This is a genomic window from Glaciimonas sp. OK215, assembly GCF_057787885.1.
Genome location: NZ_CM173544.1, coordinates 6,161,077 through 6,181,735, shown reverse-complemented (window position 1 = coordinate 6,181,735; position 20,659 = coordinate 6,161,077). Strand labels below are relative to the sequence as shown.

The window sequence follows — 20,659 nt, the reverse complement described above, 5'->3', positions numbered from 1 at the left end:
CCGGTGCTCAGATCACGGTTTCTTTTTCGCGGCGACAAGCGCATTACTGCGCTTTTCAAATTCGCTGATCGGCGCTATCGCATAGGCAGAGGTATCACAGCCCTTACTGTTGGCAGCGATAAGATTGTCGCTATAGCCTTTTTCAGCAGTATTTATTTTGATGGAGTAGTCATCGGGGCCGCCATTTTTTATAAGAAATAGCTGGGCCAAAGCCATCGTCGGCTCGGCTGCATGTGCGTAACCGGTATCAAACACTTGCGCGGCAACACTATTGAAACTCAGTGCCACGGTCTCATGCTGATCACAAGTCATAGTGGTGAAAACCGCTTTCTTTGGGCTGGTTCCGCACCCAGCCAATAGCGTTACCGACAAGAAAGCAAGCGAGAGTGCTGTCCGCATAGCAAGTTTCATTCTCAGAGACTGCCCGCGCCGAAAATGGGAATTTATATTTCGGCGCGCATTTTCATCAACTTCGCACTACGCTCATTTGCTCAATGCCTGCGCAGATGACGACGCCAGCACATCATGCGCCTGCTCATCTGCATGGTACGAACTGCGTACCATCGCGCCGACTGCGGCGTGGACGAAGCCCATTTTGTAAGCTTCTTCTTCGTACATCTTGAAGGTGTCCGGGTGCACGTAGCGACGCACGGGCAAGTGATTGCCGCTTGGCATCAGGTACTGGCCGATGGTCAGCATGTCGACGTCATGGGCACGCAAGTCGCGCATGACTTGCAACACTTCTTCGTCGGTTTCACCAAGACCAACCATGATGCCGGATTTGGTCGGTACTTGTGGATGCAGTGCCTTGAAACGCTTCAGCAGATTCAACGAATACTCGTAATCCGAACCGGGACGCGCTTCTTTGTACAGGCGCGGCGCAGTTTCCAGATTGTGGTTCATGACATCCGGTGGTGCTGCGTTCAGAATTTCCAGCGCACGGTCCATGCGGCCACGGAAATCAGGTGTCAGGATTTCAATCCGGGTGTTCGGCGACAATTCGCGTACGCGTCGGATACATTCGGCGAAATGACCGGCCCCGCCATCGCGCAAATCGTCGCGGTCAACGCTGGTAATGACGACGTAACTCAACCTCAGCTCAGCGATGGTTTTCGCCAGGTTTTCCGGCTCGTTGACATCCAGCGGGTCCGGGCGACCGTGGCCGACATCGCAGAACGGGCAACGGCGCGTACATTTGTCACCCATGATCATGAAGGTCGCGGTGCCTTTACCGAAACATTCACCGATATTCGGGCAGCTGGCTTCTTCACATACCGTGACCAGACTATTGGCGCGCAGGATGTCCTTGATTTCGTAGAATCGGGTCGATGGCGAAGCGGCCTTGACGCGTATCCAGTCCGGTTTTTTCAGGCGTTCGATGGGGATGATCTTGATTGGAATCCGCGCGGTCTTGCTGGCACCCTTTTGTTTCTCCAGCGGATTGTAGGCAGCGGGAGAGGCAGATTCGACAGCGTGCGGCGGAGTGGTTTCTGTTGTCATGGTCTAAGCAATTTTCGGTGGAGAAGCATCAGCTGAGGCGTTCAATCAGTTTGTGAGCAAGTGCCAACTGCACGGCAGGCAATGCGGCATCAACGCCCAGCATTTTCATATCGACAGTCGCCAAGCCCTCGTAGCCGCATGGATTAATCCAGGAAAACGGACTTAAATCCATGGCAACATTCAGCGAAACGCCGTGATACGTGCAGCCGCTGGCGCGAATTTTCAAGCCGAGCGCCGCGATCTTGGCACCTTGCCACGGGCCTGCTGTCACGTAAATACCGGGTGCGCCGGGCTTGCGCTCACCGGCGAGATTATACGCCGCCAGCGTCTCGATCACCGACTGCTCGATACTTTGCACGAATTCGCGCGCAAATATGCGGCTTTCGCTGCGCTTGCGGCGCAGGTCGATCAGCAGATAAATCACCACCTGACCAGGACCGTGATAGGTGACTTCACCGCCGCGATCGGTCTGCACAACCGGAATATCGTGGGGTGCCAGCACGTGGCCGGGATCGGCAGCAAGGCCGAGCGTAAACACCGGCGGATGTTCGACTATCCACAGCTGATCGGGCGTATCGGCAGTGCGGGCGTCGGTAAAAGCGCGCATGGCATCAAAGCTGACTTGATACGGCTCGACGCCGCGCTGAATGATTTGGGGAGAAGTAGAGAACGACATAGGTGGCAGTGTACCGAAAATCAGTAGTCACCGTCGTCATCTTGGCGTAAATTCGGGGCGACACAAAAACAACGACGGCCGTTTTCCTGGCGTTATCAACTTGCATTCGACATGGCATTCACCTTAGCCCAACCGGCGCATAGCAAAATCGACATCAAGAAAAGCAGCTTCATCGGCTTTGTCAGCGCCATCGGCGGACGCCCGGAAGCGCTGGCCGAAGTGGCCCGCTTGCGCGCTGAACATCCGGATGCCGCCCACGTTTGCTGGGCCTTGCTGGCCGGCGGTCATTCCGGTGCGTCGGACGACGGCGAGCCCGGCGGCACTGCTGGCTTGCCGATGTTGAATGTATTGCGTCATCATAATTTGGAACAGGTACTGGCGGTGGTAGTGCGTTACTACGGCGGCATCCGTCTGGGTGCCGGCGGCCTGGTGCGCGCGTACACCGATGCGGTGGCACAGGCGTTATTGGGCGCTGAAAAAATCGAATTGGTCGCCACCACGACCTTGTGCGCGGTGCTGCCGTATGCGCTGGAAGGGACCTTGCGCCGCTTGCTGCAACAACGCGGCGCAACCTTGGGCGATGTGGCGCATGGCGATATGGTCAATCTCAGCTTTTCATTGCCACTCGCCGCAGCGGATGCGTTACGGCGAGAAGCGAATGAGGCTTGTCATGGCGCACTGACATGGCTAGAGGACAACGCCGAATAAATCCCGACTTGGGCACACCGGGTCTGGTCGGGCGGAAAAGCGTAACGGTTAGCGATATTGCAGCTTACCGGAGACCATGACCGGCTGACGATGACCAGCCCGTGCGGCAGCAACGGCGCCTGGCGACTGTTGTCGCACTTCGACCACACTGCGGCCCTGGTCGGCTTCGAGCACCACATGGCTACCGGCCGCAACGTTCAGGTACTGACCGGCGCCCAGCCAGTAATCATCACTGTGCCCAGAGACGGTGATCCAGAGGCGGCCGCAGGTAATTTGCAACGTCTTTGCAACTTCTGCCTGTATGGACAACACCTGGCCGGCCTCGATAGCCAGCGATTGCTTAACCTCTTTAGTGAATAATTTTCCCATTATGCTTCTCCGGTGGACTGCTGGTATATTGCTAAACACGGGCTCGGCAAGTCATCCATCCGACAATACGGATGAAAGTAAATACCGATCCTGCCAGCACATTCTAGTCGGCAGTCAGCCCGGAACAAAACGAGTAGTTTTCCCTCTGCTTACCAATTTTATTCACATAGAAATACCCCTGAGCCATGGCCGACCTACGTAAACTCCCGAATCTCTCTGCGTTGCGCGCGTTCGAGGCGGCAGCCCGTTATGACAGTTTCTCGCGCGCCGCCGAGGAAGTGCACCTGACACCAGGGGCGATTAGCCATCAGGTTCGTGCGCTGGAGGAAGAGTTGGGGGTGACGTTGTTCACGCGCCACGGCAAGCGCATTACGATTACCGAGCAGGGTCAGCGTTTTGCCACCACGATCCGCAAAGCGCTGACCGAAATCGCGCTCGCCGCAGATGCCATGAAAGTCGACGCTAGGCAAAAGCGCCTGACCATTTCGGCATTGCCGTCGTTTGCCGCGCGCTGGCTGGCACCGCGCTTGTGGAAATTTATCGATTTGCATCCGGATACGGAAGTGATCCTGCAATCATCCGGCCAGTTGCAGGATCTGGTGCGGGAGCAGATTGACGTCGGCATCCGTTTTGGGGTTGGCCGCTATCCGGGGATGATGGTCGAAAAGTTAATGGACGACTACTATTATCCGGTGACCAGCCCGCATTACCGGCAAGGCCGCTTGCCGGCATCGCCGCAAGAGCTGGGGCAATGCACGCTGCTGCGCATGGATGCGGAGGAATCCTGGCAGCCATGGTTTGCCGCAGCCGGCATTGCGCTGCCGGAACCTAGCGGCGGCTTGAGAATTCAAGATGCATCGATGCTGCTGCGCTCGGCATCGGACGGACTGGGTATCGCCTTGACGCGGCATGCGATTGCGCTACAGGAAATCGCCTCCGGTGATCTGGTGCGGTTGTTCGATGTGGTGGTGCGCTGTCCGAATTCGTATTATTTTGCCTGCCCGCCAGAAGCGATGCACAAGCCGCAGGTGAAAGCCTTTCACAGCTGGCTACTGCAGGAAATAGCGCAATTTAAAGCACAAAGCAGCTGGCCGGAATAACCCGACCAACTGCTTTGCGCCTATCTTTTGACTTTGCGATAACGTTTTCAAGCGCGAAAGCTACATCACAATCTTCACCATCGGATGTGCCGATAGTTCACGGTATAAATTATCAAGTTGCTCGCGGCTGGTGGCCCACACCGTAACAGTCAACCCGGTGTAATTGCCTTTCGCCGATGGCCGCACTTCCAGCTTGCCCATGTGAAACGTCGGATCGTGTTGCACCACCACGCCGACGATAGTTTCTGCAAAGGCGTCGTGCGTGGGTCCCATGATTTTGATGGGAAAATCGCTCGGGTATACGATCAGGCTGTCTTCGGGACGAATGGTTGGCATGTTCATGGTTGTCGCTCTATAGTAATCAGGCGACATGAACATTCTGCATGCCGCCTTGGGGAAGGCTTCAACCAGGCCTCGTCAAGCCGCTTTCGCTCCTTGATAAGCCTGGTATAACTGCTTGTAAATGGGGCCTGGTTGGCCATTTCCAATAGTTTTGCCGTCAATTGCGGTCACTGGCAAAATTTCCTTGGTCGCCGACGACAGCAGCACTTCGTCGGCCTCGAATACTTCGGCACGGGGAATCCGGCGCGCCTCGAACTGAATGCCGCCTGCGGCGCACAATTCTTCGATCAAACCGTAGCGTATCCCTTCCAGAATCAGATTATCCTTCGGCGGCGCCATCAGTTTGCCATGCTTGACGATCCAGACGTTGGACGACGATGCTTCGGTCAAAAACCCATCGCGGAACTGAATAGCTTCCGCCACGCCGTGTTCAGCCGCATTCTGCGCCGCCAGCACATTGCCCAGCAATGAAATCGACTTGATTTCGCAATGCAGCCAGCGCTGATCTTCCATAGATACGCATGATACGCCGTTGGCGCGCATGGCAGCGCTCGGCAGCACCAGCGGATTGGTCATGATGAAAACCGTCGGCGTCAGCGGCTCTTTCGGGAATGCGTGGGATCGTTTGGCGACGCCGCGCGTGACGTGAATGTAGACCATCTGATCGGCATTCCCAAACGCTGTCACAACCTGGTTGATCAACGCCATCCACTGTTCCTGGTTATGCGGATTTGGAATACCGATCGCGGCCAGACTACGAAATAACCGCGCTATATGATGTGCGGCGCGGAACGGCTTGCCCGCATAGATAGGAATCACCTCGTACACGCCATCGCCAAAAATAAAGCCGCGATCCAGCACTGGGATGCGCGCTTCAGACAGCGGCGTCATGACGCCATTCAAATAGACGAGGGGATCTGGCATGGCAACTTTCCTGAAAGAGTATGAGCAGCAATTCTGGCACAGGCAGGATAGACACAGTATGCAAAAAAAGTATGCGAAATGACAGCGTTGATCGCTCGCGACAAACCGCAGCGCCATAGAAAACGGCAGCCTGAGCTGCCGTTTTCCTGCATCGCTTGCCTGCACCAGGTCCTGACAGAGATTCAGGCGTTCCTTAATTGAAAGGCATCATCTCCAGCAAGTTGTTTAGCTCTTCTTTTTAAAGAACAAGCGCATCGAATCCCAGATCCGGCCAAAAATGCTGGCCTGATTCACTTCTTCCAGCGCCAGCACCGGCAACTCTGTCAGGACCTTGCCATCCACCGTGACCTTCAACGTGCCAACCTTGCTGTTCTGGTTGATCGGCGCGATCAACGGATCGGTACGCTCCAGCACCGGCTTGATTTTTTCCGCCACGCCCTTCGGTACGGTGACGAAAATATCACGGTTGAACCCAACCTTGATCTCGTTCTTCGCACCTTTCCAGACCTGCGGTGTTGCTACCGCCTGGCCCTTGGCGTACAGCTTCACGGTGTCAAAGTTCTGGAAGCCCCAGTTCAGCAATTTTTGCGCTTCTTGCGTACGCGTCTGATCCGAATTGGTTCCTACCACAACTGCCAGGAAACGACGCTCGCCAGTGCCGTTGGGGCGCTTGGCGGAAGCAATGATGGAGTAACCGGCGCTGCTGGTATGACCGGTCTTCATGCCATCAACCGATGGATCCAGCCATAACAGGCGATTCCGGTTGGGCTGCTTGATCTTGTTGTAGGTGAAACTCTTGGTCGAATCGATTTTGTAAAATTCCGGGAAATCGACGATCACGTGCGCTGCCAGCGTCGCCAGATCACGCGCAGTCGTATAGGTGTCGGCGCTAGGCAAACCGTGCGGATTGCCGAAATGCGTGGATTTCATGCCCATGCGTTGCGCTTCGCGATTCATCTGCACCACAAATGCATCTTCAGTCCCGGAAACCGCTTCGGCCAGTGCCACTGCGGCATCGTTACCCGACACCACCATCAGGCCGTACAACAGGTCGTTAATCGACACTGGCGTAGCCGGATCGATAAACATTTTCGAGCTGCTGGGATCGACTTTCCAGGCCCGTACCGAAACGTTGACCATCTGGTTCAACGTCAGTTTCTTGTCCTTGAGGGCGTCGAATACGACATACGCCGTCATGATCTTGGCCAGCGACGCCGGTTCGACGCGCATATCCGGATCTTGCGATGCCACTACCTGATCGCTGGTGGTATCCAGCAGTAACCAGGACTTGGCAGCGACCGTCGGCGATGGCAGCGTCTGGGCGAAAGCAACGGTAGCGGAAAAGAGGGTTGCAGCTAACGCTGCGAATATTTTTTTCATGGATGTGGATTGATGAAATCGAATTAGTGGACGTTGGCACGACAGACCGCAACAGCAGCTATCGGGCGGATGAAAAGGGAAGCGGAACCAGTAAGCAAAGAACCACGCGAAACAACCAAGCCGGAATTATAGCCCCGCCAGTTACTCAATATAACTTTAGCAACTATTTTGAGCCCAAACCATGCAGCCAAGAAGCGCAGCAAACCCGGCACACGATGGTTTCGCCAATGGCATCTCAGCGATGCCACATTTCGACCATCAAGTTCTTGATATGTTGCAACCTGCGATGAAAAAAATGATCGGCACCGGGAATCACGATTACCGGGATATCCTGCGGACGCGCCCACTCGAACACGGCACTTAACGGGATCGTCTCATCCAGCTCGCCATGGATCAAAATGCTGTTCGCCGGCACCGTCGGCATCGGCCATTTACCGGCGGCAGCGCCGACCAGCACCAGCCGTTCTGCCGCCGTACCGGCAGCCAGCAAACGCTGCTGCAACTGCGCCTGCACGAATGTGCCGAACGAAAAACCGCCCAGCGCCAGCGGCAAATCAGGATATTGCCGACGCATATGCGCCAACAGCAAGGCCATGTCATCGGTCTCGCCACGACCTTCGTCATGGACGCCGGCCGACTTGCCGACACCGCGAAAATTCATCCGTACCGCGACATAACCCAGCGCCAGAAACCCGCGCGCCAATGTGTGCGCGACCTTGTTGTCCATGCTGCCGCCGAATAAGGGATGCGGATGCGCTACCAGCGCCAGGCCGCGCGGCGTGGGGAATCGTTCGGCATCCGGAAGGTCCAGTGCGCATTCAAGCTGGCCAACTGCGCCGCTGATAAGAAAAGATTGAGTCTGAGCGTTCATGGCATTAAATTTTGAGGCGTTCGACAATTTTTCCACCGACAATATGCACGTCGATGATTTCATCGATATCTTCGGTGTCGACATAGGTGTACCAAACACCCTCTGGATAAATCACCAATGCCGGGCCTTCTTCGCAGCGCTCAAGGCAGCCGGCTTTATTGATTCTGACCATGCCCTCGCCCGCCAGGCCAAGCGCTTTGATGCGGCGCTTGGCGTGCTCCTGCGCGGCTTGTGCGCCGTGGTTCGCACAACATGTGCGCTCACCGGGAGCACGCTGGTTCAGGCAAAAAAAGACATGGTGTTTATAAAACGGTGCTGCGGACGCAGTCTCACCGGCATTGTCGCTTGGGGTATCGCTCATGGCTGGATGTGCTTAAGAAAACTGAAAATGTAAGCCGGAATCATACACCGGTGTCATTTTCGTTTCACGCGGTGCATTGGATGGAATAAAAACCAGAGCGTGAAAAACGGCCACAACAGCGCTAAAAACTGCGCCGCACCGTTAAAATTCAGGAATTTACCCAGCGACCAGGTTTGCAGCGTTTCTGTGTAATACGGATTGTCCGGCACCACATTCACGATCAGCAAGCTGATCGTGACCGCCAATCCGGCCATCCAGCGCTGCAGACGCTGCGCTGCAAACCCCAACGCTATCAAGATGAAGACACCCGCCAACAAGCCGGCAGCTGCGCCCGGCGTCAGCCAGACCAGCGCATTCGCAGGCGTGAACAGCAATGCCGAAGCAAACGTCTTGACCAGCAAAGTCGTCAATATCAGTAGCGCCGTCAGACTGACTTTCGGGGCGCTTTTGCGTAACAGGATCAGCAGCGTCAAGCCGGCGCCGGTCAGGCCACAGGCGGTAATCGCCGCTTCCGTCATCCAGTATTGCCCGGCTGTCAGTTGCGCGTCGCCGGTCATCCAGGCGGCCAGATCAGTCGGCTGCTCAAACCAGTCAGTCAGCCAGTTCGACAACATCGTCGTGATTTGCCCAAAGCCGAACAAATGGCTCAATGGCGCCAACTGCGCCAGCGGCCAGAGGGCAATCATGACCATGCCATGGCTGGCTTCGTGATTGAACCAACGCTCGCGCAGCTGCAGCAGCTTGCTCTCCGGACCAAAACGGTTCCGAAAAACAGCCCCCAACACGGCACCCAACAGCGCGCCGCAGCTATTCGTCAACAGGTCAAGATTGGATGATACCCGGGTCGGCAGATAGGTCTGTACCGCTTCCATCGTGCCGGACAACAAGATGCCTGCCAAGGTCGCCAGCAAGACCGCCGCCACAGCGGGTATTTTGCGGGGCAGCACCAGTACCGTCAGCAGTCCCAGCGGCAGGTAACCGGCAACGTTGGTCCAGACATCGAACAGGGTCCAGTAGTGCGGCAGCGGGGCCGACAGGAACGCCCATGGCGCCAGTCCGACATCGCGCCAACCGCTGAAGGGATACCAACTGGCATAGACAATCAACAGCAGATAAATCAATAAACTGACACGCGCAAACGCCGACGAGCGACGCTGCGGTGATAACTGCGAACCGGTCATTATGGTTCTGCCCTCATTCCATCACACCATACTGCATCAGCATAAGGCACCATTCGATTAGCGTGGTTCGGAGCGGCGTTGGCCGCTTGATTGATAGCTTGTGTGGCGCGTCGCTATTGCTTTACCGGCAAGCTCGCCAGCCAACGCATCAAGTCATCGATCAATGCGTCATTGGCACTGGAAAAAGCACGGGCGCCGCCGGCGGCATCCGCAGTCGGCGTAGCGACCTGGCGACTAAAGGTCTTTTGGGCCAGCAAGTTACGGCCATTGAACAACGACGCACGGAGCGCCACCTGCGCGACACTGTGCGAGGCGCTGTCGAAGGTCTGACTGAAGTCATCCATCTCGATCCGCAGCACCGGAATATTTATCGCGCCATCGGAAACCGACACAACAGTACCGCCGGCCTGACCGATACGGGCCTTCAGGCGCTGGCTGAACAATTGCGCCGGCGGCATGGTCCAGCGCGTGGTCGCATACGGACGCGGCTGCAAGTCGTTGGCATATGCCAACCGGAACATCATCATAGTGTTGTCCAGCCAGGCCGGCGAATTGACGTCCGCCAGACTCACCGCCGGTAACGCCGCGCCACCCGGATTCGCAGCGGCGCTCGGCAACGGACCGAAATCATACTGCGTGTACGAGCCAGCCTTAGTGGCACAACCGCCGGTCAGCAGGATTGCGACGATGATGGCGGTAGCTGAAATCCCAAGTCTGTTGCGCTTTTGCATAGGTTTCCTTATCCCTGTCTTATTCGGTTGGCGCGGTGAAGCCCGCTTCGCCCGGGCCAGGCGGCAATCCTTTGCTGCCGAATAAAATACTTTGCGGCTGCTGGCTAAAGTTATCCAGCGTCTGGTTCAACGCGCGCATCGACGAGCGCGCTTCCGTAGTCAGGGTATTGAAGCGCGGCAGTGCATCATACTGAACGCTATCCGCGACCGACCCAACGTTCTGAACTGTACCCGACAATGTCGAGACGGCACCATCCGGGGTCTGCAACCGGGCGGTCAGCGCATTCAGATTGCGGCTCAGTACGGTCATGTTGCCAGACAGCGCGGTAATCGACGTCAGCGCCTGGTTCAGCTGCTCGGTCATCGCCGGCAGCTTGGCCAGGGTTGGCTGCAACTGATGTGGAATCGATTCGAACGCGTTGGCGGTTTTACTGACATCGCTGAACGCGGCCACCATGATCTTTTGATTTGCGGGATCGAGCAGACCATTTAGCTTGGCCACGGTTTCTTCCGCCTTCAATAGAATTGCCGCGCCTTTAGTCTGGATGTTGTCGAACAGACTGGGATGCAGATCGATGCGTGCCGGCTGACTGGCACTACTCGACAGCTTGGCCGGATTGCTGCCATCATCGTCCAGCTGTATGTACGCAATCCCGGTCACGCCCTGATATCCCAACGTACCATAAGTCGCACGGGTCATCGGTGTATCGGGATTGATTTTCAGGCGAATCAGAATCTGTCCGGGGCTGTTCGGATCGAAAACGATGGCATCGACCTTCCCCACATCGAGGCCGCGATACCGCACATCGGCCTGTGGATTGAGTCCGGGCACCGACAACTTGGTGGCGATTTCATACGGCACGCGCGCCACGCGGTCGCTGTTGAACCACATGACGCCGAAGATCGCCGCCACCAATAAGGCGACGGTAAACAAGCCGGCCATTAATGCATGTGCCTTATTTTCCATGCTGCGTTTCCATGCTGCGCCCTAACCCACTGTGTCCTGCTCGTGCCGTGCCGAGAGGAAGAAATTTTCGATAAACGGATGTTTGACCTTCATTACCTGCTCCGGGGTGTCATAGGCAAGCACATGCTTGTCGGCCAGCACCGCGATTCTGGTCGACATCGCCAGCAACGATTCCAGATCATGGGTAATCATCACCACGGTCAGGCGCATATCCTTGTGCAGCGACAGAATCAATTCGACAAAAGCCGCCGAGGAGGCTGGATCGAGACCCGCAGTCGGCTCATCCAGGAACAACAATTCCGGTTCCAGCGCCAAGGCCCGCGCCAGGGCAACCCGTTTTATCATGCCGCCCGATATATCGGAGGGCATTTTCAGCGCGTGCTCGGGACCTATGCCAGCCAGTTGCAATTTGAGTAGCGCCGCATCCTTAATCAGGTTTTCCGGCAACGCGCGCAATTCACGCAGCGGCAACGCCACATTATCCATCACCGTCAGCGCCGAAAACAGCGCCCCCATCTGGAACAACATGCCCCAGCGGTTTTGCAACGCCGCCATCTGATCGACATTGGCCCGGCCAAGACCGGTGCCGAACACCGAGATCTTGCCGCTGCTTGGTCGATTCAAACCCAGAATTTGTCGCAGCAGCGTGGTTTTCCCAGAGCCTGAACCACCGACTATTCCAACGATTTCGCCCTGCGCGACAGTCAGATCCAGATCCTGAAGAATCACGCTCTGCCCGAATTGCACCCGGAGTTTTTCAACCTGTATCACCGCTGGCGCGGCTGGTACAGCTGGCGCATTGTGCAGCAACCTGGTCATCAGAACCCCACGCCGCTAAACAGGATCGCAAATACTGCATCGGCCAGAATCACGATGGTAATCGCGCTCACCACCGAGGTGGTCGTGCCACGACCGAGGCTCTCGGTGTTGGGTTCGATGCGCAAGCCAAAATGACAAGCGACCATGCCAATCAGTCCGCCAAACACCGCGCCTTTACCAAGACCGATCAGGTAATTCGGCAACGGCACCGCTCCCGGCAACTGTTGCAGGAAGTAGCTCGGCGACAATCCCAGCTGCAACTGCGCCGCCATCATTCCACCCAGCAACGCCATCGCATCGGTCCAGATCACCAGCAGCGGCATCGCAATCAATAACGCCATCACGCGCGGCAGAATCAGACGGAAACCGTGCGCCAAACCCATGACTTCCATCGCATCCAGTTCCTGCGTCACCCGCATTACCCCAAGCTGCGCAGTGATGGAGGAACCCGAGCGGCCGGCCACCAGAATCGCCGCCAGCAATGGCCCGAGTTCGCGGATGATGCTCATCCCCAGGATATTCACCAGATAGATGTCGCCGCCGAAAGTATGCAGTTGCTGCGCTGAGAGAAACGATAGCACCACGCCGATCAGAAAGCCGACGATGGCGGTAATCCCCAGCGCCTGAAAACCGACATGATAAATATGTGCCGAAATTTCTTTCCACGGAGCCCGCTGCGGCAGGCGCAGCATGCGCATCACATCCAGCACAAATTGACCAAGCAGCATAATGAAACCGCTCACATGATCGAACGCGACGCACCACCAGTCATAGACGACGACAGACAAGCGCCGCCATGGCGGCGTGGGTGGCAACACCAGCGGCCCGGCATCCTCCAGTCGCTTGAAGAAATCCCTTTGCTGGCGTGGAACAGTCAGTTCGGCCGGACGCGCCTTGCCCCAGGCATTCCACAACATTTGCGCGCCAATATGATCGATTGCGCTGACTTGCGACAAATCCCAGCGCAGGGTGCGCTGTCCGGCCTGGCTGGCCAGTCTTTTGAAGGCCGCTTGCAGCGACCGCATCACGCCCGGTTGCGTCAGCGCATGTACCTGCCAGTTACCGCTGGCGATAACCGTCGTACCATCGGTGAGCGCAAGAGCGGGGGCTGGGATATCGGGATTCGGCATCACGCAAGTTTATGTGAGAATCGATACAAAATCTCGCCAGCGATGACTTTTACACAAAAAAGACCTGTATCCAGCCAAGTCAGCAAGCATCCCGCTACAATGCGCGGCATGACTTCCTTACTTTCCGCAGAGCGTATCTTTGCATTTTCCGCATTGCACCCCGATCAGATCACGATTGAGGTGGTGGCCGAAACCGGCTCGACCAATGCCGATTTGCTGGCGCGTATTCAAACCTCGCAAACCTCGCAAACGGCACAAACGGCGCAGGCTGCCGACACGCTGACCACGCCGGCGCTGCTGATTGCCGAGCAGCAAACCGCCGGCCGTGGCCGCGCCGGCCGGACCTGGCAGTCGGCACCGTCGGCGGCGTTGATGTTTTCGCTGGCGTGGCGCTTTGACCAGCCGCTGCAAAAGCTGGTCGGATTGCCGCTGGCAGTCGGCGTGGCGATTGTCACCGCGTTAAACGCCTGCCTGGCATCAGCGGGCATGGAGACCGATCTCGGCATCCGCTTGAAATGGCCGAACGACTTGCTGCTGGCTGGCGACAAACTGGGCGGCATCCTGATCGAAACCGCCAGCGCCAATGGCGTCAACAGCGACAAAAGCGCATGGGCGGTGATCGGTGTAGGGATCAATCTGGCGCTGCCAACCGAGATGCAACAGCAACTCGGCCGCCGCGTCGCCAATTTGCCGGTTCCGGCCGACTTTGACCGCGCTGTGTTGATGGCTGAATTGCTGCGCGGCCTGAGGCAAGCCCTGCAACAGTTTCAGCAACATGGCCTGAGTCCGTTTGTCGCGCGCTGGAACCAGCTTCACGCCTATGCCGGTCAGCAAGTCGTCATTCTGGATCAAGGCCGGGTCTTGCATGAAGGCACGGCGCTGGGGATCGACGAGATCGGTCGTTTCTTGCTGCAACCCGCACATGACGATCAACCGATTGCCGTCATGGCGGGCGACATCTCGCTGCGCGTAAAGGAAATGTAAGAATGGGAATATTGTTAATCGACGCTGGCAACACAAGAATTAAATGGGCCCTGACGGATGCGCCCGGCGCTGACCCGCAAACTGCGCCGGTCTGGCGCGAATACGGTTCGGTGGCGCATGCCGAAATGGCTGATCTGGAAGCCCTGTGGCGCGGCCTTGAGGTAGCGCGGGTGCTGATTTCCAACGTCGCCGGCAGCATCGTCGGTGAACGTTTGCAGCAACTGCTGCAGGCTGCCTTCGGCAACAATGTTCTGCCTGAATGGTTTGCCTCGCTGCCGCAACTGGCAGGGATACGCAATGCTTACCGCAATCCGGCACAACTTGGCTGCGACCGCTTTGCCGCGGCGATCGGCGCCCATCGGCTATTTCCACAACAAGTGCTATTGCTGGCAACCTGCGGTACCGCGACCACCATTGATGCGATCAGCGCCGATGGGCTGTTTATCGGTGGCATGATCTTGCCGGGATTGGGCTTGATGGCGAACGCATTGGCGCACGGCACCGCGCAATTGCCGCTGATCATCGATCATGTCATCGTCACTGCGGCATTTGCCGACAATACCGACGATGCGATTATCAGCGGCTGCATCGCCGCGCAAGTTGGTGCGATTACCCAGGCGATGGCTTTACAGCGCCAGCACAATCCGGAAATACAAATTAAATGTATTCTGGCGGGCGGTAGCGCCGGGGTGATTGCGCCGTACCTGCCGCTGCCATGCGAGACCATCAATCATTTGGTCCTGACCGGACTTTGGTGCAGCATTGCCGAAGAAAACTAACGCCGAGCTAACCATATCCATGTTGAAATTCATTTTCTGTTTACTGTTGTTATTGAATGCCGGCCTGTTCGCGCTGCAACGCGGCTATCTGGACGGCATCTACTCTGAAGGCAGAGAGCCGGGGCGACTCGGCAATCAGCTGGAAGCGGACAAAATCAAATTGCTGGCGGCCACCGAACCGGGCGGCCGCAGCAGCGCGCCGACGCCACCCGCGGTCGCAGCCGGCGATCCCGCCCCGGCCGGAACTGCAGGCAGCGCTACTGCGCCGGCGGCACCTGCAGCGCCGGTATTGGCCTGTACCGAAATCGGTAATTTCGGTGCCGCCGAAGCGCGCAGATTTGCCAGCCAGCTGGCAGAGCTCCTGCCAGCGATCAGCGCCAGACGTCGCGAAGTGCCGGAAGTCGCCAGCTATATGGTGTACCTGCCTTCGCTCGGCAGCAAAGAAGCTGCCGACAAAAAGGCCGAAGAATTACACGACCTCGGTATCACCGACTTTTTTGTGGTGCAGGATGCGCCGTCCATCCATTACGGCATATCGCTAGGCATTTTCAAAACCGAAGAAGCGGCCAATACACAGGTCGCCAAGCTGGCAAAAAAAGGCCTGGGCGGAACCCGGGTAGCGGCGCGTAACTCGGCTGCCGGCAAAGTCGCATTCCAGTTGCGTGCGTTGAATGCGGAGGCCAAGGCTGAATTCGACAAGATCAAAGTCGGCTTCCCGCGTCAGGAAATACGTAGCTGCGGCTAATTATTCAGCCTGATGTTGCATTGAGATTAACAATTTCTGCAAACACGCCGGGCAATAACAGGCGGCTGGTGCCGCCATCCGGCTTGCTGCCGGCAGCGGCAATAGCGGCGGCAGCGCAAGACACCAGCAGGCGGATGCGCTGGACGACTCGGCACCGCAGATAAATTGCCGCTGGCAAGCGGGACATTGCGCCATGAAAGCTGGTCCTTGGATCAACGACAATGTTGTCGAATGGAAATGCCGGAATCGCCATTTCTTAAGATGGCAGCGCCAGTCCGGGGGTTCACAAGCCGATCCGGATCCTGTTTCTGCATTTTATCCAAACAAGCTGCTAAGTTGCACCCAACAAGCTGCGACTTTTCCATGTAAAATCGCGCCCATTCGCCGCGCTCCTATTTGTGCTTTGCTTTGGCCGCTTTGGCCGCACACTTACACTCGGTTCTCTGTCCACCCTTTCAAGACTTTCTCGCAGGACATGCCATGCTCGACTTGACCGATGAACTCGCCAACATTGCTCCAAAAGTAAAAGCCGGAATTCTGGCCGAGGCTTTACCGTATATCCGAAAATTTCACGGCAAAACCATCGTCGTCAAATATGGCGGCAATGCGATGACCGAAGAGCGCCTGAAACACGGCTTCGCGCGGGACGTGATCTTGCTGAAACTGGTCGGCATGAATCCGGTGGTGGTCCACGGCGGCGGTCCGCAAATCGAAAACGCGCTGAAAAAGATCGGCAAGCAAGGCACTTTCGTCCAGGGCCATCGCGTCACCGACGAAGAAACCATGGAAGTGGTTGAATGGGTATTGGGCGGTGAAGTGCAGCAGGATATCGTGATGCTGATCAATCACTACGGCGGCCAGGCGGTCGGCTTGACCGGCAAAGACGGCGGCCTGATCCGCGCCCGCAGAATGAAGATGCCGGACAAGCAGAATCCGGGACAATTCCTGGATATCGGTTTCGTCGGCGAAATCGAAGCCATCAATCCGGCAGTGGTAAAAGCGTTGCAGGACGATGCCTTTATTCCCATCATTTCACCGATCGGCTTCGGTGCGGATGGTCAGGCGTACAACATCAATGCCGATGTCGTCGCCGGCAAGATTGCCGAAATCCTGCACGCGGAAAAACTCATCATGATGACCAATATCGCCGGTGTCCAGGACAAGCAGGGCAATCTGGTGACGGATCTGTCGGCGCGGGAAATCGATGAAATGTTTGAAGACGGCACCATTTCCGGCGGCATGCTGCCAAAGATTTCTTCGGCACTCGACGCCGCGAAATCGGGCGTGAATGCGGTCCACATCATCGATGGCCGCATCGAACATTCGCTGTTGCTGGAAGTATTGAGCGAACAGGCGTTCGGCACCATGATACGTTCGCATTAATAGCATGGGTTAAACGGCGCAGGGCCTAGGCGAAAAGAACTGGAGAATGCACCATGGATCAGCAATTCGAAGATGGTTTGTCTGCACGCAAGAAGGTAATGGGCGAGGAATTCGTGGAAAAGGCTTTTGCCAATGCCGATGCATTCACTGGTCCGCTGCAGGAGTACATCACGCGCAATGCCTGGGGAACCGTCTGGTGCCGGGAGGGGCTGGATTTCAAGACCCGCAGCTTGGTCACGCTGGCCATGCTGACCGCCCTGGGCCGCACTCAGGAACTCAAGGGGCATGTGCGTGGAGCACTCAACAACGGTGCCACCATGGAGGAAATTCGGGAAGTATTGCTGCACGCAACGGTTTACTGCGGAGTACCTCTCGCCGTTGATGCGTTCCGTGCGGCCCAGGAGGTTCTGAAGGATGTCCTGCCATCAACCATATAATCACCATCCGGCATGGCGGCTGGCCGCCATGAGATTGGCATTTCCCAGATGGCGGCAAGGAATGAATTCCTCGTAACCTTCCTTATGCGGGCACCAGCAACGCCAGTTGCTCCGGCTCCAGATAGCACCAATCGCCCTCTTCCAGTTCCAGCGACGCCAGCGTCAATCCGCCAATCGCAGTGCGCTCCAGCGCTACGCAGTGATTTCCCGCTGCCGCCAGCATGCGCTTGACCTGATGATATTTGCCCTGTTCCAGGATGATCTCGATATGCTTGTCGTCGATCATCTTGCAGCTTACCGCCGCCAACGGGGCGGGTTCATCGTTCAATTGCACGCCTCCCAACAATTGCGTCACCAGTTCCGGCGTGACCGGATCGTGGGTGGTGGCGACATACACTTTAGGGACGTGACGCTTGGGCGAAGACTGGGCATGGATAAAGGTGCCGTCATCCGACATCAGCAACAAGCCGGTGGTGTCATGATCCAGCCGACCGACCGGTTGCAACTCGCGCCAGGTGAATTCCTCCGGCAAAATACTCAGCACGCCCGGATGGTGGCTCGGCTTGCGCGAGCACTCGATGTCCGGCGGTTTATGCAGGGCGATATACACGCGCTCGCGATATACCCATTCTTCACCGAACAGGACGAAGATCAATCCGTCCGTATCGAGCTTGCAGCGGTAGTCGTTAACAATCTCGCCATTGATGGTGATTTCGTCATCTTCTATCAATGTGCGGCAATATTTGCGGGTGCCGACACCCTGCGATTGCAGTATGCGGTCTAGGGTTAGTTTGCTCATGCGTGTAATGGAAGCCTGCTGCAAATAAATTATAGAAATACCAATAGCTATTTTTTCTGATATTGCAGGTTTGGTTTAGCGCTCAGAAATTGAACCCTGGATCATACACAGGAAGCCGCAAATTATTTGCATATCCCCCATAACCAACTGCAAATTTGAAGCGTGCGGCGAAAGATCCCTCACGGCCGCGGCGCAAGCGGATACGGGACATGGCCGTCACCCGCGCCGACCTGCATCAGGTTGACTATCACTCTTTCCACATCCGGTTCCGCCCGCACAAATGCTTCGAGCGCGCCAGCGGTAATCGATGGATCGTCGGCACACCCTTCCACCCAGACAAAACGGCGCTGGACCGTGAGCCACAAACTGCTCCTGGCAAACACCGGGTCTGCTGCAAAGTGCGCCGCAACAGACTTGGCGATGCCGTCATCGTAAGCATAAGAATTCGGCTTGCTGCACTGTCCGGCCAACCAGCAGCTGGTGCCGCGTTCGGCCCGCCAATGCGACTCCTTGCGCGCTTCATCTGCGGTCGTCATCGGACCGAGCGGGAGCGGACAAGCGGGGATCGCATTCCGTACCTGGATGAAGGGGTCGTTGAACCAGTTTTTCAGCGTTGTGTCCGCTGCGGCGGCCGCAACCGTCGCCAGCGTCATCACCAGGGCTGGCAATATCGACATTCTTTGGTGCTGCATCATCCTTGCATTCCTTCAAATAAGCTCCCAGGAGGAGGAGGGATGCTCCCTGGCGTCACGTTACACGTAACGTGCCAATAGCCGAATCAACGAAATTCCACACATGCAAACTGGATCGATATGCGTGTTGTTAGTGCCTGATTTTAAAGGGAATTAATTGATTTTCTAATGGCATTAAAAGAATTAACGCCAGTTTTCCCGGGATATTGCCGCCTGGCATGTTCTTTGCGAAAGGAAGCCAAGTTGTTATTTCAGCTCCCTAAACCAACTTGCCTGAAAAAGGAATCCCATGAAAAAGCTGACCACTGCAGCCGGCGCACCTGTCGTCGACAACCAGAATATCCAGACTGCCGGAGCGCGCGGACCGGCGCTCTTGCAAGATGTCTGGTTTCTCGAGAAGCTGGCCCATTTCGACCGCGAAGTCATTCCTGAACGCCGCATGCATGCCAAAGGCTCCGGCGCCTACGGCAGCTTCACCGTCACCCACGACATCACCCAATACACCAAAGCCAGGATCTTTTCCGAGATTGGCAAAAAAACCGAGATGTTTGCGCGTTTCTCCACCGTCGCCGGCGAACGCGGTGCGGCCGATGCCGAACGCGACATCCGCGGTTTCGCGCTGAAGTTTTATACCGAAGAGGGCAACTGGGATCTGGTCGGCAACAACACGCCGGTGTTCTTCCTGCGCGATCCCCTGAAGTTCCCGGACCTGAACCGGGCCGTCAAGCGCGATCCGAAAACCAATTTGCGCAGTGCCGATAACAACTGGGATTTCTGGACTTTGCTGCCGGAAGCGTTGCATCAAGTCACGATTGTGATGAGCGATCGCGGCCTGCCGCGTTCCTACCGGCATATGCATGGCTTCGGCAGCCACACCTTCAGTTTCATCAATGCGCAAAACCAGCGCCACTGGGTCAAGTTCACGTTCAAGACATTGCAGGGCATCGAAAACATGACCGACGCAGAAGCCGCCGCACTGGTTGGGTCGGACCGCGAGAGTGCGCAGCGCGATCTGTTCGACAGTATCGAGAAGCGGGATTTCCCGCGCTGGAAACTGTTTATCCAGATCATGCCGGAAAAAGAAGCCGGCACTTATCACATCAATCCCTTCGACCTGACCAAGGTCTGGCCGCACAAGGACTATCCATTGATCGAAGTCGGCGTGATGGAGTTGAACCGCAATCCGGAGAACTATTTCGCGGAAGTCGAGCAAGCGGCGTTCTCTCCCGCCAACGTGGTTCCCGGCATCAGTTTTTCGCCCGACAAGATGCTGCAAGGGCGCTTGTTTTCGTATGGCGATGCGCATCGCTACCGGCTCGGCGTGAATCACCATCAGATCCCGGTGAATGCGCCGAAGTGTCCGTTCAACAGCTATCACCGCGACGGTGCGATGCGCGTCGACAGCAATAGCGGCGGCGCCATCGGCTACGAGCCGAACAGCCAGGGCGAATGGCAGGAACAGCCGGACTTTGCCGAACCGCCGCTCGCGCTTGAAGGGGCGGCCGATCACTGGAATCATCGGGTCGATGACGACTATTATTCGCAGCCGGGTGCGCTGTTCCGCCTGATGACGCCAGCCCAGCAGCAGGTCTTATTCGACAACACGGCACGCTCTGTCGGTGGCGCTGCGAAAGAAATACAGGAGCGGCATATTGCCAACTGTACCAAGGCCGATCCGGCCTACGGTGCCGGGGTTGCCAGGGCGCTGCTGGCGAAATAGGATATTCAACGAAGGCATCGCCCCGTAGGGGCTCATAAAAAATCGCCTGTAGCAAACCTGT

General features: G+C 56.8%; 25 protein-coding genes. 8 read left to right on the top strand and 17 right to left on the bottom strand.

Features of this window, described 5'->3' with window-relative positions; genetic code table 11:
• Window positions 1–12: 12 nt before the first annotated feature.
• The 3 genes from AC3CHX_RS28610 to lipB all read right to left on the bottom strand — a co-directional run bounded on the left by AC3CHX_RS28610 (window position 13) and on the right by lipB (window position 2,176).
• A complete protein-coding gene (locus AC3CHX_RS28610; RefSeq protein WP_488631316.1) occupies window positions 13–411 on the bottom strand; it encodes a hypothetical protein in 399 nt (132 codons plus the stop codon).
• 72 nt (window positions 412–483) lie between these two features.
• Complete coding sequence (gene lipA / locus AC3CHX_RS28605) at window positions 484–1,500, bottom strand: lipoyl synthase (protein ID WP_488631315.1); 1,017 nt, start codon at window positions 1,498–1,500, stop codon at window positions 484–486.
• A 28-nt stretch (window positions 1,501–1,528) separates the two neighbouring features.
• Entirely contained in the window at window positions 1,529–2,176 is a 648-nt protein-coding gene (gene lipB / locus AC3CHX_RS28600) for a lipoyl(octanoyl) transferase LipB (protein WP_488631314.1), read from the bottom strand.
• Between the two features lie 111 nt (window positions 2,177–2,287).
• Between lipB and AC3CHX_RS28595 the strand changes: the two genes are divergently transcribed.
• Window positions 2,288–2,884: an IMPACT family protein gene (locus AC3CHX_RS28595; RefSeq protein ID WP_488631313.1), complete on the top strand. Its 597-nt coding sequence runs from the start codon at window positions 2,288–2,290 to the stop codon at window positions 2,882–2,884.
• A gap of 48 nt (window positions 2,885–2,932) precedes the next feature.
• Here AC3CHX_RS28595 and AC3CHX_RS28590 read toward each other — a convergent pair whose 3' ends face one another.
• Entirely contained in the window at window positions 2,933–3,253 is a 321-nt protein-coding gene (locus AC3CHX_RS28590; protein ID WP_488631312.1) for a DUF2917 domain-containing protein, read from the bottom strand.
• A gap of 185 nt (window positions 3,254–3,438) precedes the next feature.
• Here AC3CHX_RS28590 and gcvA point away from each other — a divergent pair, with 185 nt between their 5' ends.
• A complete protein-coding gene (gene gcvA / locus AC3CHX_RS28585; RefSeq protein WP_488631311.1) occupies window positions 3,439–4,353 on the top strand; it encodes a transcriptional regulator GcvA in 915 nt (304 codons plus the stop codon).
• Window positions 4,354–4,413: 60 nt separating this feature from the next.
• Here the strand turns inward: gcvA and AC3CHX_RS28580 are convergent, their stop codons facing one another.
• The 10 genes from AC3CHX_RS28580 to AC3CHX_RS28535 form a co-directional block, all read right to left on the bottom strand.
• Window positions 4,414–4,695 (bottom strand): DUF493 family protein, encoded by a 282-nt coding sequence (locus tag AC3CHX_RS28580; protein WP_488631310.1) that lies wholly within the window; start codon window positions 4,693–4,695, stop codon window positions 4,414–4,416.
• Window positions 4,696–4,770: 75 nt separating this feature from the next.
• Entirely contained in the window at window positions 4,771–5,619 is an 849-nt protein-coding gene (locus tag AC3CHX_RS28575; RefSeq protein ID WP_488631309.1) for a D-amino acid aminotransferase, read from the bottom strand.
• A gap of 225 nt (window positions 5,620–5,844) precedes the next feature.
• Window positions 5,845–6,999, bottom strand: a complete 1,155-nt coding sequence (locus AC3CHX_RS28570; RefSeq protein WP_488631308.1) for a D-alanyl-D-alanine carboxypeptidase family protein — start codon at window positions 6,997–6,999, stop codon at window positions 5,845–5,847.
• 235 nt (window positions 7,000–7,234) lie between these two features.
• The gene (locus tag AC3CHX_RS28565; RefSeq protein WP_488631307.1) at window positions 7,235–7,870 is read right to left on the bottom strand and encodes an alpha/beta hydrolase; all 636 of its coding nucleotides are present in this window, start codon (window positions 7,868–7,870) and stop codon (window positions 7,235–7,237) included.
• A 4-nt stretch (window positions 7,871–7,874) separates the two neighbouring features.
• Window positions 7,875–8,231 carry a (2Fe-2S) ferredoxin domain-containing protein gene (locus AC3CHX_RS28560; RefSeq protein ID WP_488631306.1) on the bottom strand — a complete coding sequence of 119 codons (357 nt, stop codon included), beginning with the start codon at window positions 8,229–8,231 and terminating at the stop codon, window positions 7,875–7,877.
• 53 nt (window positions 8,232–8,284) lie between these two features.
• Complete coding sequence (locus AC3CHX_RS28555) at window positions 8,285–9,412, bottom strand: VanZ family protein (RefSeq protein WP_488631305.1); 1,128 nt, start codon at window positions 9,410–9,412, stop codon at window positions 8,285–8,287.
• 113 nt (window positions 9,413–9,525) lie between these two features.
• Complete coding sequence (locus AC3CHX_RS28550; protein WP_488631304.1) at window positions 9,526–10,143, bottom strand: ABC-type transport auxiliary lipoprotein family protein; 618 nt, start codon at window positions 10,141–10,143, stop codon at window positions 9,526–9,528.
• Window positions 10,144–10,162: 19 nt separating this feature from the next.
• Entirely contained in the window at window positions 10,163–11,110 is a 948-nt protein-coding gene (locus tag AC3CHX_RS28545; protein ID WP_488631303.1) for an MlaD family protein, read from the bottom strand.
• A 21-nt stretch (window positions 11,111–11,131) separates the two neighbouring features.
• Window positions 11,132–11,929 (bottom strand): ABC transporter ATP-binding protein, encoded by a 798-nt coding sequence (locus tag AC3CHX_RS28540; protein ID WP_488631302.1) that lies wholly within the window; start codon window positions 11,927–11,929, stop codon window positions 11,132–11,134.
• Entirely contained in the window at window positions 11,929–13,059 is a 1,131-nt protein-coding gene (locus AC3CHX_RS28535) for an MlaE family ABC transporter permease (protein WP_488631301.1), read from the bottom strand. Before AC3CHX_RS28535 ends, AC3CHX_RS28540 begins: the two co-directional genes overlap by 1 nt.
• 108 nt (window positions 13,060–13,167) lie before the next feature.
• Here AC3CHX_RS28535 and AC3CHX_RS28530 point away from each other — a divergent pair, with 108 nt between their 5' ends.
• The 3 genes from AC3CHX_RS28530 to AC3CHX_RS28520 are packed head-to-tail and all read left to right on the top strand — an operon-like array spanning window position 13,168 to window position 15,567.
• The gene (locus tag AC3CHX_RS28530; protein ID WP_488631300.1) at window positions 13,168–14,043 is read left to right on the top strand and encodes a biotin--[acetyl-CoA-carboxylase] ligase; all 876 of its coding nucleotides are present in this window, start codon (window positions 13,168–13,170) and stop codon (window positions 14,041–14,043) included.
• A gap of 2 nt (window positions 14,044–14,045) precedes the next feature.
• Window positions 14,046–14,822, top strand: coding sequence for a type III pantothenate kinase (locus AC3CHX_RS28525; protein WP_488631299.1), 777 nt, complete (start codon window positions 14,046–14,048; stop codon window positions 14,820–14,822).
• 19 nt (window positions 14,823–14,841) lie between these two features.
• On the top strand, window positions 14,842–15,567 hold the full coding sequence (locus tag AC3CHX_RS28520) for an SPOR domain-containing protein (RefSeq protein ID WP_488631298.1): 726 nt from the start codon (window positions 14,842–14,844) through the stop codon (window positions 15,565–15,567).
• On the opposite strand, the gene AC3CHX_RS28515 is transcribed toward AC3CHX_RS28520, so the two are convergent.
• The gene (locus AC3CHX_RS28515) at window positions 15,568–15,762 is read right to left on the bottom strand and encodes a cysteine-rich CWC family protein (RefSeq protein WP_488631297.1); all 195 of its coding nucleotides are present in this window, start codon (window positions 15,760–15,762) and stop codon (window positions 15,568–15,570) included. It lies immediately after the preceding gene.
• A 285-nt stretch (window positions 15,763–16,047) separates the two neighbouring features.
• Between AC3CHX_RS28515 and argB the strand changes: the two genes are divergently transcribed.
• Window positions 16,048–16,950, top strand: coding sequence for an acetylglutamate kinase (argB, locus tag AC3CHX_RS28510; RefSeq protein WP_488631296.1), 903 nt, complete (start codon window positions 16,048–16,050; stop codon window positions 16,948–16,950).
• Window positions 16,951–17,003: 53 nt separating this feature from the next.
• On the top strand, window positions 17,004–17,387 hold the full coding sequence (locus AC3CHX_RS28505) for a carboxymuconolactone decarboxylase family protein (protein WP_488631295.1): 384 nt from the start codon (window positions 17,004–17,006) through the stop codon (window positions 17,385–17,387).
• An 82-nt stretch (window positions 17,388–17,469) separates the two neighbouring features.
• Here the strand turns inward: AC3CHX_RS28505 and AC3CHX_RS28500 are convergent, their stop codons facing one another.
• Window positions 17,470–18,186, bottom strand: a complete 717-nt coding sequence (locus tag AC3CHX_RS28500; RefSeq protein WP_488631294.1) for a pseudouridine synthase — start codon at window positions 18,184–18,186, stop codon at window positions 17,470–17,472.
• 179 nt (window positions 18,187–18,365) lie between these two features.
• Window positions 18,366–18,881: a BON domain-containing protein gene (locus tag AC3CHX_RS28495; protein WP_488631293.1), complete on the bottom strand. Its 516-nt coding sequence runs from the start codon at window positions 18,879–18,881 to the stop codon at window positions 18,366–18,368.
• 286 nt (window positions 18,882–19,167) lie between these two features.
• On the opposite strand from AC3CHX_RS28495, the gene AC3CHX_RS28490 reads away from it, so the two are divergent.
• Window positions 19,168–20,598 (top strand): catalase, encoded by a 1,431-nt coding sequence (locus tag AC3CHX_RS28490; RefSeq protein WP_488631292.1) that lies wholly within the window; start codon window positions 19,168–19,170, stop codon window positions 20,596–20,598.
• The last annotated feature ends 61 nt before the right edge of the window (window positions 20,599–20,659 follow it).

Excerpts from the sequence above, each read along its gene's own strand:
- AC3CHX_RS28610 (WP_488631316.1), bottom strand. The coding sequence starts at position 411 with ATGAAACTTGCTATGCGGACAGCACTCTCGCTTGCTTTCTTGTCGGTA.
- lipA (WP_488631315.1), bottom strand. The coding sequence starts at position 1,500 with ATGACAACAGAAACCACTCCGCCGCACGCTGTCGAATCTGCCTCTCCC.
- lipB (WP_488631314.1), bottom strand. The coding sequence starts at position 2,176 with ATGTCGTTCTCTACTTCTCCCCAAATCATTCAGCGCGGCGTCGAGCCG.
- AC3CHX_RS28595 (WP_488631313.1), top strand. The coding sequence starts at position 2,288 with ATGGCATTCACCTTAGCCCAACCGGCGCATAGCAAAATCGACATCAAG.
- AC3CHX_RS28590 (WP_488631312.1), bottom strand. The coding sequence starts at position 3,253 with ATGGGAAAATTATTCACTAAAGAGGTTAAGCAATCGCTGGCTATCGAG.
- gcvA (WP_488631311.1), top strand. The coding sequence starts at position 3,439 with ATGGCCGACCTACGTAAACTCCCGAATCTCTCTGCGTTGCGCGCGTTC.
- AC3CHX_RS28580 (WP_488631310.1), bottom strand. The coding sequence starts at position 4,695 with ATGAACATGCCAACCATTCGTCCCGAAGACAGCCTGATCGTATACCCG.
- AC3CHX_RS28575 (WP_488631309.1), bottom strand. The coding sequence starts at position 5,619 with ATGCCAGATCCCCTCGTCTATTTGAATGGCGTCATGACGCCGCTGTCT.
- AC3CHX_RS28570 (WP_488631308.1), bottom strand. The coding sequence starts at position 6,999 with ATGAAAAAAATATTCGCAGCGTTAGCTGCAACCCTCTTTTCCGCTACC.
- AC3CHX_RS28565 (WP_488631307.1), bottom strand. The coding sequence starts at position 7,870 with ATGAACGCTCAGACTCAATCTTTTCTTATCAGCGGCGCAGTTGGCCAG.
- AC3CHX_RS28560 (WP_488631306.1), bottom strand. The coding sequence starts at position 8,231 with ATGAGCGATACCCCAAGCGACAATGCCGGTGAGACTGCGTCCGCAGCA.
- AC3CHX_RS28555 (WP_488631305.1), bottom strand. The coding sequence starts at position 9,412 with ATGACCGGTTCGCAGTTATCACCGCAGCGTCGCTCGTCGGCGTTTGCG.
- AC3CHX_RS28550 (WP_488631304.1), bottom strand. The coding sequence starts at position 10,143 with ATGCAAAAGCGCAACAGACTTGGGATTTCAGCTACCGCCATCATCGTC.
- AC3CHX_RS28545 (WP_488631303.1), bottom strand. The coding sequence starts at position 11,110 with ATGGAAAATAAGGCACATGCATTAATGGCCGGCTTGTTTACCGTCGCC.
- AC3CHX_RS28540 (WP_488631302.1), bottom strand. The coding sequence starts at position 11,929 with ATGACCAGGTTGCTGCACAATGCGCCAGCTGTACCAGCCGCGCCAGCG.
- AC3CHX_RS28535 (WP_488631301.1), bottom strand. The coding sequence starts at position 13,059 with ATGCCGAATCCCGATATCCCAGCCCCCGCTCTTGCGCTCACCGATGGT.
- AC3CHX_RS28530 (WP_488631300.1), top strand. The coding sequence starts at position 13,168 with ATGACTTCCTTACTTTCCGCAGAGCGTATCTTTGCATTTTCCGCATTG.
- AC3CHX_RS28525 (WP_488631299.1), top strand. The coding sequence starts at position 14,046 with ATGGGAATATTGTTAATCGACGCTGGCAACACAAGAATTAAATGGGCC.
- AC3CHX_RS28520 (WP_488631298.1), top strand. The coding sequence starts at position 14,842 with ATGTTGAAATTCATTTTCTGTTTACTGTTGTTATTGAATGCCGGCCTG.
- AC3CHX_RS28515 (WP_488631297.1), bottom strand. The coding sequence starts at position 15,762 with ATGGCGCAATGTCCCGCTTGCCAGCGGCAATTTATCTGCGGTGCCGAG.
- argB (WP_488631296.1), top strand. The coding sequence starts at position 16,048 with ATGCTCGACTTGACCGATGAACTCGCCAACATTGCTCCAAAAGTAAAA.
- AC3CHX_RS28505 (WP_488631295.1), top strand. The coding sequence starts at position 17,004 with ATGGATCAGCAATTCGAAGATGGTTTGTCTGCACGCAAGAAGGTAATG.
- AC3CHX_RS28500 (WP_488631294.1), bottom strand. The coding sequence starts at position 18,186 with ATGAGCAAACTAACCCTAGACCGCATACTGCAATCGCAGGGTGTCGGC.
- AC3CHX_RS28495 (WP_488631293.1), bottom strand. The coding sequence starts at position 18,881 with ATGATGCAGCACCAAAGAATGTCGATATTGCCAGCCCTGGTGATGACG.
- AC3CHX_RS28490 (WP_488631292.1), top strand. The coding sequence starts at position 19,168 with ATGAAAAAGCTGACCACTGCAGCCGGCGCACCTGTCGTCGACAACCAG.